Source organism: Streptomyces sp. NBC_01571, assembly GCF_026339875.1.
GTDB lineage: Bacteria > Actinomycetota > Actinomycetes > Streptomycetales > Streptomycetaceae > Streptomyces.
In genome coordinates, this window is record NZ_JAPEPZ010000001.1 from 5,245,167 (window position 1) to 5,260,554 (window position 15,388).

15 protein-coding genes and 1 tRNA gene are annotated in these 15,388 nt (G+C 71.3%); 6 read left to right on the top strand and 10 right to left on the bottom strand.

Annotation, left to right across the window (positions count from 1 at the left end):
• Positions 1–45: 45 nt before the first annotated feature.
• From OHB41_RS23615 to OHB41_RS23630, 4 genes are all read right to left on the bottom strand, one after another.
• On the bottom strand, positions 46–1,224 hold the full coding sequence (locus OHB41_RS23615; RefSeq protein WP_266700204.1) for an acyl-CoA dehydrogenase family protein: 1,179 nt from the start codon (positions 1,222–1,224) through the stop codon (positions 46–48).
• 1 nt (position 1,225) lies between these two features.
• The gene (locus OHB41_RS23620) at positions 1,226–2,143 is read right to left on the bottom strand and encodes a bifunctional MaoC family dehydratase N-terminal/OB-fold nucleic acid binding domain-containing protein (RefSeq protein ID WP_266700205.1); all 918 of its coding nucleotides are present in this window, start codon (positions 2,141–2,143) and stop codon (positions 1,226–1,228) included.
• Positions 2,140–3,303, bottom strand: coding sequence for an acyl-CoA dehydrogenase family protein (locus OHB41_RS23625; RefSeq protein ID WP_266700206.1), 1,164 nt, complete (start codon positions 3,301–3,303; stop codon positions 2,140–2,142). The genes OHB41_RS23620 and OHB41_RS23625 overlap by 4 nt, the downstream gene beginning before the upstream one ends.
• Positions 3,304–3,573: 270 nt before the next feature.
• Complete coding sequence (locus tag OHB41_RS23630) at positions 3,574–3,879, bottom strand: hypothetical protein (RefSeq protein ID WP_266700207.1); 306 nt, start codon at positions 3,877–3,879, stop codon at positions 3,574–3,576.
• 373 nt (positions 3,880–4,252) lie between these two features.
• On the opposite strand from OHB41_RS23630, the gene OHB41_RS23635 reads away from it, so the two are divergent.
• Complete coding sequence (locus OHB41_RS23635) at positions 4,253–5,140, top strand: bifunctional DNA primase/polymerase (protein ID WP_266700208.1); 888 nt, start codon at positions 4,253–4,255, stop codon at positions 5,138–5,140.
• A 34-nt stretch (positions 5,141–5,174) separates the two neighbouring features.
• On the opposite strand, the gene OHB41_RS23640 is transcribed toward OHB41_RS23635, so the two are convergent.
• Together OHB41_RS23640 and OHB41_RS23645 are read right to left on the bottom strand one after the other, a co-directional pair.
• A complete protein-coding gene (locus OHB41_RS23640) occupies positions 5,175–5,777 on the bottom strand; it encodes a GNAT family N-acetyltransferase (RefSeq protein ID WP_266700209.1) in 603 nt (200 codons plus the stop codon).
• Positions 5,778–6,066: 289 nt separating this feature from the next.
• Positions 6,067–6,615 (bottom strand): hypothetical protein, encoded by a 549-nt coding sequence (locus OHB41_RS23645; RefSeq protein ID WP_266700210.1) that lies wholly within the window; start codon positions 6,613–6,615, stop codon positions 6,067–6,069.
• Positions 6,616–6,836: 221 nt separating this feature from the next.
• On the opposite strand from OHB41_RS23645, the gene OHB41_RS23650 reads away from it, so the two are divergent.
• Positions 6,837–7,037 carry a hypothetical protein gene (locus OHB41_RS23650; protein WP_266700211.1) on the top strand — a complete coding sequence of 67 codons (201 nt, stop codon included), beginning with the start codon at positions 6,837–6,839 and terminating at the stop codon, positions 7,035–7,037.
• Positions 7,038–7,110: 73 nt separating this feature from the next.
• Here OHB41_RS23650 and OHB41_RS23655 read toward each other — a convergent pair.
• Both OHB41_RS23655 and OHB41_RS23660 read right to left on the bottom strand, forming a co-directional pair.
• A tRNA-Ser gene (locus tag OHB41_RS23655) sits at positions 7,111–7,197 on the bottom strand.
• Between the two features lie 46 nt (positions 7,198–7,243).
• Positions 7,244–8,755, bottom strand: coding sequence for a trypsin-like peptidase domain-containing protein (locus OHB41_RS23660; protein WP_266700212.1), 1,512 nt, complete (start codon positions 8,753–8,755; stop codon positions 7,244–7,246).
• Between the two features lie 268 nt (positions 8,756–9,023).
• Here OHB41_RS23660 and OHB41_RS23665 point away from each other — a divergent pair, with 268 nt between their 5' ends.
• The 3 genes from OHB41_RS23665 (at position 9,024) to OHB41_RS23675 (ending at position 11,657) form a co-directional block, all read left to right on the top strand.
• Positions 9,024–9,833 carry a glycerophosphodiester phosphodiesterase gene (locus OHB41_RS23665; RefSeq protein WP_266700213.1) on the top strand — a complete coding sequence of 270 codons (810 nt, stop codon included), beginning with the start codon at positions 9,024–9,026 and terminating at the stop codon, positions 9,831–9,833.
• Positions 9,834–9,949: 116 nt separating this feature from the next.
• Entirely contained in the window at positions 9,950–10,588 is a 639-nt protein-coding gene (locus OHB41_RS23670; protein WP_266700214.1) for an ATP-binding protein, read from the top strand.
• A 103-nt stretch (positions 10,589–10,691) separates the two neighbouring features.
• The gene (locus OHB41_RS23675; RefSeq protein ID WP_266700215.1) at positions 10,692–11,657 is read left to right on the top strand and encodes a DUF5926 family protein; all 966 of its coding nucleotides are present in this window, start codon (positions 10,692–10,694) and stop codon (positions 11,655–11,657) included.
• A gap of 249 nt (positions 11,658–11,906) precedes the next feature.
• On the opposite strand, the gene OHB41_RS23680 is transcribed toward OHB41_RS23675, so the two are convergent.
• The gene (locus tag OHB41_RS23680) at positions 11,907–12,500 is read right to left on the bottom strand and encodes a hypothetical protein (RefSeq protein WP_266700216.1); all 594 of its coding nucleotides are present in this window, start codon (positions 12,498–12,500) and stop codon (positions 11,907–11,909) included.
• Positions 12,501–12,556: 56 nt separating this feature from the next.
• Entirely contained in the window at positions 12,557–13,222 is a 666-nt protein-coding gene (locus OHB41_RS23685) for a bifunctional DNA primase/polymerase (protein WP_266700217.1), read from the bottom strand.
• Positions 13,223–13,704: 482 nt separating this feature from the next.
• On the opposite strand from OHB41_RS23685, the gene OHB41_RS23690 reads away from it, so the two are divergent.
• Positions 13,705–15,276 (top strand): PP2C family protein-serine/threonine phosphatase, encoded by a 1,572-nt coding sequence (locus OHB41_RS23690; protein ID WP_266700218.1) that lies wholly within the window; start codon positions 13,705–13,707, stop codon positions 15,274–15,276.
• Positions 15,277–15,388 lie beyond the last annotated feature (112 nt).

The following is a 15,388-nucleotide window of genomic DNA, read 5'->3' on the forward strand; positions in this document are numbered from 1 at the left end:
GCGGATCGCCGGCGCGCTCCGTCCTCGGCGCATCCTTGTCGCCCGTCATGCCCCTCCCTCCTCGCGCACGAGCAACTCCCCCAGTTCTTGGAGCACTTCGTCGCCACAGCCCAGGTAGGCGTCCAGCTGCCGCCCCCACAGGAAGTGCCGGTGCACGGGGTGCTCCAGATCGGCCCCGGTCCCGCCGTGCAGATGCTGGCCCGTGTGCACGACCCGTCGCCCCGCCTCGGACGCCCACCAGGCGGCCGTCAGGGCGTGCGTCGCACAGGGCAGCCCCTCGTCACGCCGCCAGGCCGCCTCGTACGCCGTCACCCGGATCGCCTCGGTGTCCATGTACGCGTCGGCAGCCCTGAGTTGCACCGCCTGGTTGGTGGCGAGCGGGCGCCCGAACTGCTCACGTGTGTTGGTGTGCTCCACCACGCGCGCCAGCGACCCCGCGCACACCCCGGCCTGCAACCCGGCGAAGGCGGTCCGGGCGGTGGCGAGCACGTCCGCGTGAGCGTCCTCGGCGTACCCGGCCGCGAAGGCGTCGCGCGCACCCACGGAGGCGTCGGGCCCGGGGACGTCGGACCCGGTCGCGGCAGCGCAAGCGTCGGCGTCCCGCCCCCGCACCGTCTCGCCCCTCGTCTCTCCGCCCGTCTCCCCACCCGTCGCTCCGCCCAGCCGCTCGCCCGGCGTGCCGTCGAGGGTGAGCCGTCCCGCCGACCAGGGCGCCGTCAGCTCGACCGGCTCGCACCGCGCGTCGACGGTCCGCACCAGCCAGAGCCGACGCCGGTCGTCGGCGACGAGTACATGGGTGGCGTCCCGCAACCACGGCACCGACGGGACGACACCGCTCAACCGCCCCGAAGCCGTGGCGCGGACCGGTGACGGCGGGGAGACCGCACCGCACACCACCACCGTCCCGTCCCCGATCCCGGGCAGCAGCCGCTGCCGCTGCTCCGGCGAACCGTGTGCCGCCACCGCCAGCAGTCCGTACACACAGCTCGCCGCGAACGGCACCTGGGCGGTGGTCCGCCCCTGTTCCTCCAGGAGGAGCACCAGGCCGAGGAGCCCGGTCTCCGCCACGGCGGTCATCAGCCCGGCCGCGCACAGCGTCTTCCACAGCTCGGCGTCACTGCCGGTCCCGGCGGCGGACAGCCGCTCGTGGGTGGCGAGGTCCCCGAAGATCCGGGCGGCCAGATCGCGAGCCGCCGCCTGCTCCTCCGTGGGCGTGAAGTCCATGTCAGCGCCCGCCTCCCTCGATGCCGTCCCCGGCCCGGAAGACCGGCAGGACCATCTCCTCGTCGTACCGCTCGAACTCCAGCCGCACCGGCATCCCGATCCGCACCTTGTCGTACGGCACCCCGATCACGTTGCTCACGATCCGCACGCCCTCGGCCAGCTCGATCAGACCGACCGCGTAGGGCGGATCGAACGCAGGGAAGGGCGGGTGGTGCATGACGACGTACGAGTAGACGGTCCCCTCACCGCTCGCCTGGACGGTGTCCCACTCCAGGGAGCCGCAGGCGGCGCACCCCGGCAGCCAGGGAAGGCGCAGCGTCCCGCAGTCGGCGCACCGCTGGATCAGCAGCCGGTGACGGCCCACGCCCTCCCAGAACCCGGCGTTGTCCCGGTTGACCACCGGCCGTGGTCTGGCGCCTCTCGGCCTGCCCGCCGCCGGGGCGTACTTGAGGATCCGGAAGCGGTGTGTCCCCACGAGCTCGCCGGCCGACCGCACCTCCGTCCGGGTCGTGACGAAGTGCCCGCCGCCGAGCCGGGTCGTCTTGTGCTCGGAGACCGATTCGATGACCGCGTCGTAGGTGATCTCGTCCCCGGGGCGCAGTGGCCGCAGGTACTCCTGCTCGCAGTCGGTGGCGACCACCGAGGTGCACCCCGCGTCGTCGAGCAGCCCGAGCAGTTCCTCGAACGCGCCCGACCGGCTCCGCTGCCCGGAGAGGCCGCCCATCGTCCACACCTGGAGCATGGTGGGCGGCGCGACGGCGCCGGGACCCTCGTACGCCGGACTGGTGTCGTCCATCGCCTCGCACCAGTGCCGGATCATCGGCTCGTTGACCGGGTCCCTGCCGACGCCCGCGACGGCGGCCGGCCGTCCCTCGTACGCCTTCAGCCGCGCCGTCCACGCGGCCGGTCCGGCGCTCACCGCCGTCCCCTCGTCATCCCCAGCCGCATGGTGGCCACGATCTCCCGCTGCACCTCGCTCACCCCGCCCCCGAACGTGTTGATCTGCGCGGCCCTGTTCATCCGCTCCAGCTCGCCGTCCCCGAACACCCCCTGCGAACCGGAACGCACCAGCGCGTCGTCACCCACGATGTGCTGACATAAGCGATACGTCTCGACCGCCGCTTCCGTTCCCGCGACCTTCACGCCGGCGGCGTCGCCCGGCGCCAGCCGACCGGCCCCCACATCCGCCACCAGACGCCAGTTGAGCAGGCGCGACGCCGCCAGCCGCGCATGCGCCTCGGCCAGCCGCGAGCGCACCCAGGGCTCGTCAATCCGGCGCCGCCCTGTCACCGGATCGGGTGTGCGCGCCGCTTCCAGCGCGGCCGTGTAGAAGTCCTCCGCCTGCATGCCGATCGCGGCGAGGGCGACGCGTTCGTGGTTGAGCTGGTTGGTGATCAGCTGCCAGCCGCGGTTCTCCTCGCCGACGAGACGGGAGGCGGGGACGCGGATGCCGTCGTAGTACGTGGCCGTGGTGGTCAGGCCGCCGACCGTCTCGATCGGAGTCCAGGAGAACCCGGGGGCGTCCGTGGACACGAGGAGGATGGAGATGCCCCGGTGCCGGGGAGCGTCGGGGTCGGTGCGGCAGGCGAGCCAGATCCAGTCGGCGTGCTGGGCGTTGGAGGTGAAGATCTTCTGCCCGTGGACCAGGAAGTCCGTGCCTTCCCGTCGCGCGCGCGTGCGCAGCGCGGCCAGGTCCGTGCCGGCCGAGGGCTCCGAGTAGCCGATCGCGAAGACGAGGTCACCGCTCAGGATGCGCGGCAGGAAGTACTCCTTCTGCTCCTCGCTGCCGTACTTGATGAGCGTCGGTCCGACGGTGTTCAGCGTGACCATCGACACCGGCGCACCGGCCCGGTACGCCTCGTCGAAGAACACGAACTGCTCGTCCGCGCCGCGTCCTTGTCCCCCGTACGCGGTCGGCCAGCCGATTCCGAGCAGTCCGTCGGCACCGATGCGGCGCAGCAGCGCGCGCTGCCGATCGGGCTCGTGGGCGGGCGGGGGCCCGTCGGGCATCAGGTCCCGGAAGTACGTGCGCAGCTCGGCGCGCAGCCGTCGCTGGCGCTCGGTGGGGGCGAGATGCACGGCGGCGGCCCTCCCGGACCTCGTACGGACAGGGGTTTCTGACTGTCCGTCAGATACTGTGCGCTGTCAAGGTCGGCGGAGGGGGCGGGCGTCCGGCCGGCGGACGCCGTCCAGGGGACGCCCGGGAGGTGTTGGACGTGCACGGACACACCGAAACGCCTGCGCGACGGCACCGAAGCACCGTCGCGCGGACGCGTTACGACCCCAGGAAGCACACCCCCGTCAGGGAGGCGGGACCGATGAGCTCGACGAGGGCTCATCGGCCGGCGCTCACCAGAGCTTGGTGAAGTGGACGACGGTGGTCGACTGATTGACGGCTGTGAACGCGGAGTGGTTCACCTGCGCGGTATTGCTCTGGTTCGAGGCACCTGAGCCCACCGCCTGCTGTTGCGTGGTCGAGGAGTTGCCGCTGTTGTCGCGTCCGACCCCGCTGCCGCTGACGGTGGCCACGCCCGCGTTCGATCCGTTGTCCGAGATCGCGCCGTTGTCCGCCGTCGCGACACCCGTGAACAGGACGGCGGCGAGGGGCAGGGCCGAGACGGCGGCGAGGACGCGGGCGGTACGGATGCTTGCCATGTGAGTTCCTCCATGAACCGGATGTACGGACCGGCGGCGAGCCGGGTGGTACGTGGGATACGGCTTGCTCCGAGGTGGTCAGCCGACCACCTCGACGCTGTTCACGACGTCGCGAGTCCAGAGTTGCCCACCGAATCCCCGGCGAACCACCCCGGAAGCCGCGATTCCCCCTCAAGCGTGAGGACAAGTCGATAAACCCTCTTCGAGTCAGTAAAGCCGCAGCTCAGCACGGATCGGACGGGTGGAAACCAAGCACCGCAAGGGCTGAAGCGTTTCGCCACATGTCCGCCCCGGACCGCCCGGAACCCTCCCGCCACGCTCCCACGCCCGGCACGCTCTTCCTTTTTTCGAACACTCGTACGAACATAGAGGCATGGCCACCATCGACCGGCAGGCCACGACCCTGGCCCTGGCCCATGCCCTGTCCGCCGCCGAGCGCGGCCTCGCGGTGATCCCGCTGTCCCGTACGAAGCTCCCGGCCCTGCGCTCACCCCACCGCGCCGACCCCGACCCGACGACCCCGCCCTGCCACGGCGAGTGCGGCCGCTTCGGGCACGGCGTGTACGACGCCTCCACCGACCCCCGACGCATCCGCGCGCTCTTCGCCGCCGCCCCCTGGTCCACCGGCTACGGCATCGCCTGCGGCCTCGACCCGCACCACCTCATCGGCATCGACCTCGACACCAAGGCCGGTACGGACTCCTCCACCGCCCTGCGCGAACTGGCCCTGCGCCATCTGTTCACCATCCCCGACACCGTCGTCGTCGTGACCCCGAGCGGCGGCCGCCACCTCTGGCTGACCGGGCCACCGGACGTGGTCGTCCCCAACTCGGCCAGCCGGCTGGCCCCCGGCATCGACATCCGCGGCGCCGGCGGCTACCTGGTCGGCCCCGGCTCACGCACCGACCACGGGGTGTACGGCACGGCTCCCGGCACCGCCCACCTCGCGCCCGCGCCCTGCCCTGGTGAACTTCTGCGCCTGCTCACGCCCCCACCCCGTACGCGCCACCGCGCGCCTCCCCCAACCGGCCATCAGGGCCAGGGGCTGGTCCAGTTCGTGCTCGCCGCCCACGCGGGCCAGCGCAACACCCGCCTCTTCTGGGCCGCTTGCCGCGCCTACGAGAACGGCATCGGTCCCGACCTGACGCCCGCCCTCGTCGAGGCCGCCGTCCACACCGGCCTGACGGCACGCGAGGCCCACTCGACGATCGCGTCGGCGTCCCGCATGTCGTCCCGGCAACCCGGGCCGCCACCGGACTGAGACGCGCCGCGGATCACGGTTTCCCGGCGTACCGTCATGGCGCCGACCCGCCTCCTCCTGCCTCAGGCCCGGCACGACCCCCTTCGTTCGGTCGCGCGGGTCCGGCGGGCGGCGTCCATTCCCCGTCGAGGAGGCCGAGGACGACGACGTCCACGAAGGCGCCGTACACCCAGGCGGAGCGACGCAGGGTGCCCTCGACACGAAACCCGGCCCCGGTCGCGGCCGCGATCATCGCGGTGTTGTCCGCGAGCGTCTCGACCTGCAGCCGCTGCAGCCCCCGGACGGTGAACCCGTAGGTGCACAGCACCTGGACGACATCGCCCGCCAGCCCGCGTCCCCGGAAACCGGGGAGCAGGGAGATCCCCAGGTGGGCCGTCCGGTTGTGCGGGTCGATGCCCCACAACAGGGCCTCGCCGGCCAGCTCCTGCGAGGCGAGCTCGACCACCGAGAAGTACGCCTTGTCGTCCGACGGCACGGCGGCCGCGGCGGGAGACTCCGCCGCGTCCGGCGGGAGCGGCCGCCAGGGACGGGAGTCGACGCGCGAGCGCATCGCCACGTCGTCGTACAACTCTTCCTGGAAGACGGGCACATCACTGTCACGCCGAGCCCGCAACCCGACCTTGTCACCTCGTATCACCCGTCATTGCTACCCCACGGGCCACGCCCGATCAACCGGGTCACCGGCGGGGGAGGTCCCCCATGAAAGCGAGAACGGCCCCCGACCGAGTCACCCGGTCAGGGGCCGTTCATCTGCGGTGGGTGTGGGAGGTGAACCCGCGTGTGACCTGCCCGCACGCCGATCCGATCGCCCTCGACCGGCGTCCTGGCCCACAGATGGCCCACGGGAGCGCGCCGCGGCGGATCCACCGACCCGCAACTGAGCGGGCCTCGATTGGACGGCTATTCCACCCACCCAGACCGTGAAATCAGTTGTTGTTGGTGTTGGTGCCACCGCCGTTATTGTTGTTGTTATTGGCGTTGCCGCCATTGTTGTTGTTGTTATTGTTGTTGTTGACGTTGACGGTGATGTGCAACCCGCCGTCGTCGAGGTAGTCCCACAGGTCGCGGCCACCGTCGAAGTCCGCACCACCCTTGAGGTACGCCAGGTCTTCGGCGGCATCGGCCTCCGCAGCATCCTTGTAGTCCGCCAGGTCTCCGGCGCCGTCGACGCCCGCAGCGTCCTTGTATTCCGCCATGTAGTCGGCGGCATCGATGCCCGCAGCGTCCTTGTAGTCCGCCAGGTCTTCGGCGGCGTCGGCCTCCGCGACGTCCTCGGGGACGTGGAAGGTGACGCTTGAGTGGAAGGTCCTGTGCGAGTCATGACCTGCGGCCTGCGCCATGGGCGCCGACCAGAGACCCACCACCCCGCTGCCGAGCACGATCAGGGCTGCCGCCCTCGCGCCCAGGCGGGGGTGACGCGAGGGAGTGCCCTCGTCCTGGCGCCCGTCGCGCGTCACCTTGAGCTTCGGGGACATATTGCGTCCTCTCTCCCCGCATAGGCGAGGGAACTGTCCGATTGGTTCGAGGATGCAAACGTTGAGCCGCATCCAGCCTCATCACGCTTTCCGTGCGGACTGCATGCGATAACGGTTCGGCCTGTGGTGTTAGGCCAGATGCTGGCATGTCTACGACACGCGGCCCAGCACCAATGGCGCCTCCGGAGGCCAGGCGATAAAATGATCGGCCTCAAATTTCCATGACCGCCCGTCAGTTCGCTGGGGGGCCGTTCGAGGGACCGGTGCCGGGCGAAGCGGAGACGGCGGCCGGTGGTCGGGTCGCGCGGCGGGCCGGCCACGGCATCGCCGTGCTGTTCCGCTTCCGCGCCAGATCCCGCGGGGCGAGCAGTCCCGCCCCCACCCATCGGCTCATCGCGCGGGAGCCGGCCAAGGGCGGGTGAGCGGGCCGCACGCGGAAGGGGCGCCCCCGTTCCCGGGAGCGCCCCTTCCGACCCTCAAGACTTCTGACCTGCGCGGTGGGTGTGGGATTTGAACCCACGGTGACATCGCTGCCACGACGGTTTTCAAGACCGTTCCCTTAGGCCGCTCGGGCAACCCACCCCGCGCCACCCACGATCGTCGGTGGCGCGGGGACAAGACTAACCGGTCAGCTGTCGCCGTCGCGCTGGCCCAGGGTGACCTCGGTGGTGCGGGTCTTGCCGTCGCGTGTGTAGGTGAGCTTGACGTTGTCGCCGGGCTGGTGGGTCCAGATCTCGCCGATGAGGGTCGGGCCGCTGTCGATCACCTGGTCGTCGAGCTTGGTGATGACGTCGCCCGGCCTGAGGCCGGCCTTGTCGGCGGGGCCGCCGGACGTCACCGCCGCGGAACCGCTCGCGCCCTGTTCGGTGATCTTCGCGCCACTGGTGCCCTCTTCGAGGGAGACAGACGCGCCGATCACCGGGTAGACCGGCTTGCCGGTCTTGATGAGCTGCTGGGCGACGTTCTTCGCCTGGTTGATCGGGATCGCGAAGCCGAGACCGATGGAACCGGACTGACTGGTGCCGCCCAGTCCGCCGCCGCTCGTCGACTGGATCGCGGAGTTGATACCGATGACGGAGCCCTGGGCGTCCAGGAGCGGGCCACCGGAGTTGCCCGGGTTGATCGAGGCGTCCGTCTGCAGGGCGCTCATGTACGAGGCCTTGCTGCTGGAGCTGCCGTCGCTGGAGGCCACCGGGCGGTTCTTGGCGCTGATGATGCCCGTGGTCACCGTGTTGGACAGGCCGAAGGGGGCACCGATCGCGATCGTCGAGTCGCCGACGGCCACCTTGTCGGAGTTGCCGAGGGCGAGCGGCTGGAGATCGGAGGGCGCGTTCTTGAGCTTGATGACCGCGACGTCGTAACCCTGCGCGTGGCCGACCACCTCGGCGTCGTACTTCTTGCCGTCGGGGAAGGTCGCGGTGAGCTTGCCGCCGTCGACCGCGTCCGCCACGACGTGGTTGTTGGTGAGGATGTGGCCCTGCTTGTCGAAGACGAAGCCCGTGCCGGTGCCGCCCTCGCCGTTGGTGCTCTCGGCCTCGATGGTGACGGTGCTCGGCAGCGCCTTGGCCGCCACGCCCGCCACCGTGCCCGAGGCGCGCTTGACGTCGCCGCTGTTGCTCGGGGCGGAGACCGTCGTCGAGCCGGTGGAGCTGTCGTTGCCCCTGGCCAGGGAGTAGCCGATGCCGCCGCCGACTCCGCCCGCAACGAGCGCGGCCACCAGGATGGCGGCGACCAGGCCGCCACGGCCGTTCTTCGGCTTCGGCGCGGGCTGCCCGTAGGTGGAACCCCACCCGCCGCCGCCCGGGCCGCCACCGTCCGCGTACGCGGGGGTCGCGGGCGGCGGAGGCGGCCAGCCCGCCTCGGCCGCGGGAACGCCCCCGGGCGCCCCGGAACCGTAGCCCGGCGCCCCGGGAGTCCCCGAGCCGTGCCCGTACGGGTCAGGCGTCCCGGCACTCGTCGACGCGTACGCCGGTGCCTGCCCCGGTGCGCCGGGGGCGCCCGGAGGCACCGACGGGATCTGAGCGGTCGGCGCGCCCCCTTCGGGCGCAGCGTTCTGCGCGGAAGCAGCGGGAGTTTCCACCGGCACGGGAGGTGCGGACGGGGCCGGGGGTACTGCGGTGCCCTCGTTCTCGGTGCTCACAGCTCTTCTCCTCGATCCACGGCTGTTGTTCTCGGTCGCACTCGGTCACGCTCGCTCACGCTTGTCGACGGGTCCGGCGCGATGCAGCTGTGCTGGTTGTGCATGTGCTTTTTGTACGCCGTCAGCTTTTCCCACAGGACGTCAGAGCACCATAAGCGGTGGCTGTGGGTCCAGGTCCATTCTTTACATAGGTCTTTTCTGGCGCAATGGTTTCATTTGTGGCGTATCCGACCCGACGGTCGCCCCGCAGCGGTGGCACCATGACGCGGTGACCCACGCACGACAGCACCCGATCCAGGTCGTCGCCCATCGCGGGGCCTCCGAAGAGGCCCCCGAGCACACCCTGGCCGCTTACAAGAAGGCGATCGAGGACGGTGCCGACGCCCTCGAGTGCGATGTACGGCTGACCGCGGACGGACACCTCGTCTGCGTCCACGACCGTCGCGTCAACCGTACGTCCAACGGCCGCGGGGCGGTCTCCGCCCTGGAGCTCGCCGACCTGGCCGCGCTGGACTTCGGCGCCTGGAGGAACCGCGACGAGTCCCCCGACTGGGAGTACGGCCCCGGGGACCCGGAGGACACCTCCGTCCTCACCCTGGAGCGGCTGCTCGAACTCGTCGCGGACGCGGGCCGCCGCGTGGAGCTGGCCATCGAGACCAAGCACCCCACACGCTGGGCCGGGCAGGTCGAGGACCGACTGCTGCTGCTCCTGAAGCGTTTCGGGCTGGACACTCCGAAGAGCGCCACGGCCTCGCCCGTCCGCGTCATGAGCTTCTCGGCCCGCTCCCTGCACCGCGTCCGGGCCGCGTCCCCGACCATGCCGACGGTCTATCTGCTGCAGTTCATCTCGCCCCGGCTGCGCGACGGACGGCTTCCCGCGGGTGTCCGGATCGCAGGCCCTTCGATGCGGATCGTACGCAGCCACCCCGGCTACATCGAACGGCTGAAACGAGCCGGGCACCAGGTGCACGTCTGGACCGTGAACGAGCCCGAGGACGTCGACCTCTGCGTTGAGCTGGGCATTGACGCCATCATCACCAACCGGCCGCGCGCGGTCATGCGCCAGCTCGGCCGCTGACCTGGCGCGCTCCACCCTCGGAGGCCACCGGTCGAATCCCGGGACGGCCGTCGAAATCCAGCCATGCGGTGACAGGGAGTGCACCGGCGCGTTCGTTCCGTATTCGATCGTTACGAGTGCGTCAGCAGACGTGGATTGGCCGGTTTCCGGCCCAGTCCAGTGGGGCATCCACACCGTGGCGTGGGGCAAAGGAGGTCTCGGGGGTGGCGTTGGTGGTGGCACGGGAAGTGCCCACGTCGTCGAGCATGGCTGTTCCCCATGGCCCTGCGGGCGTGGGGAAGGCCAGACGTCGGATGCGGGATCAGCTGCGCACGGGCGGAATGGCGGAATCGGTCGTCGACGACGCCGTACTGATCCTTTCCGAATTGCTGAGCAACGCGTGCCGGCACGGCAGACCGCTCGGCGACGCCCTGTCGGGCGACGGCGACGTGCGGGCCGCGTGGCGCGTGGACGCGTCCGGAAGGCTCACCGTCGAGGTGACGGACGGCGGCGGGCCCACCCGCCCGGTCCCGGCCACCCCCTCGGTCACGGCACACGGCGGCCGCGGGCTGAACATCATCACGGCGCTGGCGAAGGACTGGGGCGTCCGCGACGACGCCCGCGGGGAGGTCACGGTGTGGGTCGTCGTCCAGGAGGACGTCGCCGACGTGACCACCGGGCATCGGCGCGACGACTTCGCTACGCGCGTCGCGTCACCGGCTGTGTCCGCGATACCCGAGCTGGACTTCGCGGACGCCTTCGACGACCTGGACTGAAAACACGGTTCCGGAAGCGTTGTCCACAGGGTCCCTTCGGCCGTCGCACGAACGGCTAGGCTCGCGCCCGTACGAGTCGAGCCGTGATCGGGAGACACCCACGATGGCCAAGAAGCGACCCCAGACGAAGGCCCAGCGGCCTCAGCTGCAAGACGGGGAAATCCCGGTTGTCGGCGCTCGCGAACCCTGCCCCTGCGGCAGCGGCCGCCGCTACAAGGCCTGCCACGGCCGGGAGGCCGCGCACGCGGTGACCGAGCTGGTGCAGCGCCCCTTCGAGGGCCTGCCGAGCGAGGGCGACTGGGTCGCTCTGCGCGAGCTGGTCCCCGCCGCGACGGTCGAGCTGAAGCTCAAGGAGAGCCTCCCCGAGGACGTTCCCTCGGTGACGCTCGCCACCGTCCTGCCGATGGCCTGGCCCGCGCTGCGCCGCGACGACGGCTCGGTCCTGCTCGGCCTGCAGAACGACACGGCGTCCGGCGACATCAGCCGCGACCTCGCCGACACCCTGCGGCGCGCCCTCACGACGGAGCCCGGCACGCCGGTCCCGGGCCGCCGCGCCCCGGCCGACGGCCCGCGGCTGCAGGAACTGCTCGACCCCGAAGGCGCCTTCGAGCCAGTTGTGCACACGGGCTTCGAGTTCTGGGTCCCGGACGCGGAGAACTCGACGCCGGACGTGGCCGCCTCCCTGGAGCGGGCCAACGCCGCGGCCGTCCCCACCGTGAAGCTCTCCGGCGTCGACGCCGCGTACTGGTGCGAGACCCCCGACAAGAACCACCTGCGCTGGGTCATGCCGCACCCCGAGGAACAGCTTCTGGACGCGCTCGCGCGACTGCACGCGGCCGGCCGGTCGAGTCTCGGCGAGGGCACCCGGCTGGTCGGCTCCTTCCGCGCGCACGGGCTCACCGTGCCGGTCTGGGACCTGCCGAGCGGTGTCACGGCCGACGACATCGAGAAGCCGGCGGCCGAATTCGCCGAACGCCTGGCGACCGCCCTGGCCTCGGACGCGCCGCTCACCGCGGACGAACGCCGGGCACGCGGCGGCCTCACCAACCGACAGGTCACGCTGAGCTGATCCTCGGTCGCGCCACTGACCGACCGGTCAGCTGGTCCAGGCCCTTGAGCGCAGGTGACTCCTGTCACAACTCCCGGTTGTGACAGCGGAATCCGTGTCCGAATAGCCGAGATCGAATTTGCGAACCGCCGATCTCTTGTTACCGTTCGAGTAGCCCGGTTGCTGGTGCATCCCCCGTCGCCAGCAACCGGGTCTTTTCATGCCCGGAATCCCGTACGGCGTCAACAGCCTTGCCACAGAGGCAAGTTGCTAAGAACCCGTACTGCTCCCGGAGCGCAGCAGCAGCGGCCCGTCACCGGTGCCCTTCGCGAACTCCGCGACCGCCGTGTAGGCCCCCGCCCCGCCCGCCGTGCGCTCCCTGGGCGTCTCGCACGCTCCCGGATCGTCCTCCGCGTCCACCGCGCACCTCATCTGCACGCTGTGGCCGGCGGGCCCCATGAGGCTCAGTACGGAGCTCAGCGCGTCGCCGGTCGCGTTGCGGTAGTACGTGCGCGCCCAGGTGTCCGCTCCCCGGGTCAAAACGCAGGTCTGTGCCTCGATGCCGTCCGGAGAGGAGAGTTCGGGGCCGCACCGGGCGACGGTGGCCAGGTCCAGCCCCAGCAGCCGGGTCGAGGACGCCGGCAGGCCCCCGGAGCCGGGAGGACGCCCCTTCGCGTCGACACGCCCGGAGGCGCCGACGACCGCGGGACCCTCGTCCCCGACGGGCCCCGCGGACGCCACGGTCACGGGCAGAGCGACGATGAACGCCACGACACCGGTCAATGCCCCCAGACGAACACTTCGGGGGCCGGGCCCGCCGCGCAGCGGCAAGGAATCTCTGTGTCGGCCAAGATGACGCTGCATACCGCGGAAGATAACGAGCCCGGGCGGGCGCGCGGCTCACCGCGCGCCGGAGCGCCCTACAACTCGGGCGCGCTCACACCCGTACGAGTGAGCGCCTCCACCACGGCGTCCACCACGGCCTCCACACCGGGCACCCAGGGCGCGGCCGAGCCGGGCAGCGGTGCGCGCTCCCAGCGGATCCGGCCCTGGCCGGTCTCGGACGGGGGCAGCGCGATGTATCCACCCTCGCCGTGGAAGCGCAGGGAACCCGGCACGAAGTCCTTGGCGTAGAGCAGCTCGCCGAGCTGCTCCATGGAGTACGGCGCGACGAGGATCGCCCACCGCGTGGGGGCCGCGACGACCGGGCCCAGGCGCATGCCCTTGCGGTCGAGCGCGTCGAGCGCGCGGGCCGCCGCGGGGGCGGGCAGGCTCACCGCGCAGGGCGCCCTGCCTCCGGTGGCCAGCACGATGGGTGCCGACGGCCGGTTGGTCCACCACCAGCGCACCATGCGCTCGTCGGTGGTGGCCGCGAGGAGGCCGGGGTCGAAGGGGTGGGCGCCGGGCACCGTGCACTCCGGGTCCGGACAGCCGCAGCGGGCACGCCCCTGCGGATCCGGTGCCACACCCGGGAGTACGGGCCAGCGCCAATCGGCCGCGAAGGTCAGGGCCGCGCTGAGCATCTCAGGCCTCCCGTTGTTCCGCCTGGACAGGAGCCTGCGTCGCCTTCCGAGGATCTCGCGCATGAGCGCTCGTTCCTTTCCGTTGCACGCCTGGCAACACCGTGGATCACATCACGTCATGTGTCGATCACTTCACTGTGCGTACCTGCTGGCGCATCACACCCCTGCACACGGCAAGGGGAACCCATCTGGGCCGAGCATTGGCTGCGTCCGCGTCCATACTGCGTCTGTCTGAAGCACGGGCATGGCGTGGGGTGGCGGCGCCTGGCGTTTTGCTGTCCCGCGTATTGCTTGCCGCCTCCGCCACGGGAGGATGGGGCACGGTCATCGGTAGTTAAGACGCCCGGGTCCGATTCCAGGTTCCGGGCGGATCCCAACCGCCCCTGGCCTTCACCGAGTACGTACCCACCACGACCGCTGTGACGCTCCGTCGAACGAGGCCAGTCGACCTCAATAACGTGTTACCCGAGTCAGTTTTGAGCCAACTTTGCTTTCCCGCAAGGGTTACCGAGGGTCTCCTGGACACCAGGAATCCCAGCAGGACAATGCTGGACATCCCCTCACGAGTGCGTGTACATGTGGAGACACTGCCAGCGGCGCAGAACGACATGGGGGTTTGCGATGCTATTGAGCAATACGCACAGGTCGGAAAGCCGGACGCCATGAACGCCCCTCACCTTCCGAAAGTGGCCGGAATCGATTCAACGGTTCCCGCTCCCGCACACACTGTCGCGCCTACATCCTCCGCCCCGGGCGCCACTTCGGCCACTCCGGACGCTCCGGCCACCGGCCCCGGCCTCGTCCTCCAGGACCGGCTCGCCGGCTGGGTCTCCGATCTCACGACGCTCCACGAACTCACCGAGCGCCTGGCGCGCACCGCGGCGCTGAGCGACGCCCTGCACGAACTGCTGCGCGCCGGAGCTTCCCTCGTGGGCGCGCGGCGCGGTCTCGTCGTCCTGGAGCCCGGCGACGGACTCGGCCCGGACACCACCGTCGGCCTGGGTCTGGGGCGCGCCGATCTCGGCCACATCGAGACCGTTCCGCGCAGCTCCATGTCGTACGGCAGGATCCTGGCCGGCCTGCCCGGCGCCGACGCCGAGATCGCTCAGCCCGATCTGCTCTCCGAGGACGGCCTCGACCCCCGCCACCGCGAGGTGGCCGCCCGGCTCGGCTACGCCGCGAGTTACACGCTGCCCCTGTCCACCCGGGCGGCGGGCCGGCTGGGCGCGGCCGTATGGCTCTACGACGAGCCCGCCGAACCGGTGGAGCGCCGGCGCCACCTAGTCGGCCTCTACGTCCGGTACGCGACCGAGCACCTGGCACGGCTGGTGGAACTGGAGCGCACGCGCGCGTGCCTGGCGACCGTCTCCGAGGAGCTGCTTCCCCCACGGCTGCCCCGGGTCCCCGGCATCCAGCTGGCCGCCCGCCATCGCACGGGTCCGCGCGGTGGCGGAGACTGGTACGACGCGCTGCCGCTGCCCGACGCCGCGCTCGGCCTCTCGGTCGGATCCGTCACCGGGTCCGGACCCAGCGCGATCGCCGCGATGGGCCGGCTGCGGGCCTCCCTGCGGGCGTACGCCGTCATGGAGGGCGAGGACCCGGTCGCCGTCCTGTCCGACCTCGAACTGCTGCTGCGGCTGACCGAGCCCGCCCGCTCCGCGACCGCCCTCTTCGCCTACTGCGAGCCCGCGCTGCGCAGGATCACCCTCGCCGGGGCCGGTCACAGCCCGCCGCTGCTCATCGGCGCCCGGCGCACGGAGTTCGTGGAGACCTCGCTGTCTGCGCCGCTGGGGATGCTCTCCTGCTGGGAGGCGCCGAGTGTCGAGCTGACCGCCGAGGCCGGTGAGACCGTGCTGCTCTACACCGACGGCCTGCTGCACCGCACCGGCGACCCCATGGACCGCGCCTTCGCCCGGCTGCACGCGGCGGCCGCGAGCGTGCCGAGGTCGCTGCGCGAGGATCCCGGCGCCATCGCCGACCATGTCCTGCGGACCGTGCTCCCGGACGAGTGCGGCTCCGGCTCCCCCGGGTCCGGGGTGCCGGTGGGCACGGCGAGACCCGGGCCGGGAGGCGGCAGCGACGAGGACGTGGTGCTGCTGGCGGCCCGCTTCGAGTGACGGCTTCGAGTGATCGGTTCGAGTGACCGCTTCCAGCGACGGCGTTGAGTGACGGCTTCGAGTGACGGCTTCGAGTGATCGGTGGAGTGATCGGTTCGAGTGACCGCGGCAG

Excerpts from the sequence above, each read along its gene's own strand:
- OHB41_RS23615 (WP_266700204.1), bottom strand. The coding sequence starts at position 1,224 with ATGGACTTCACGCCCACGGAGGAGCAGGCGGCGGCTCGCGATCTGGCC.
- OHB41_RS23630 (WP_266700207.1), bottom strand. The coding sequence starts at position 3,879 with ATGGCAAGCATCCGTACCGCCCGCGTCCTCGCCGCCGTCTCGGCCCTG.
- OHB41_RS23635 (WP_266700208.1), top strand. The coding sequence starts at position 4,253 with ATGGCCACCATCGACCGGCAGGCCACGACCCTGGCCCTGGCCCATGCC.
- OHB41_RS23645 (WP_266700210.1), bottom strand. The coding sequence starts at position 6,615 with ATGTCCCCGAAGCTCAAGGTGACGCGCGACGGGCGCCAGGACGAGGGC.
- OHB41_RS23650 (WP_266700211.1), top strand. The coding sequence starts at position 6,837 with ATGACCGCCCGTCAGTTCGCTGGGGGGCCGTTCGAGGGACCGGTGCCG.
- OHB41_RS23675 (WP_266700215.1), top strand. The coding sequence starts at position 10,692 with ATGGCCAAGAAGCGACCCCAGACGAAGGCCCAGCGGCCTCAGCTGCAA.
- OHB41_RS23680 (WP_266700216.1), bottom strand. The coding sequence starts at position 12,500 with ATGCAGCGTCATCTTGGCCGACACAGAGATTCCTTGCCGCTGCGCGGC.
- OHB41_RS23685 (WP_266700217.1), bottom strand. The coding sequence starts at position 13,222 with ATGCGCGAGATCCTCGGAAGGCGACGCAGGCTCCTGTCCAGGCGGAAC.
- OHB41_RS23690 (WP_266700218.1), top strand. The coding sequence starts at position 13,705 with ATGCTGGACATCCCCTCACGAGTGCGTGTACATGTGGAGACACTGCCA.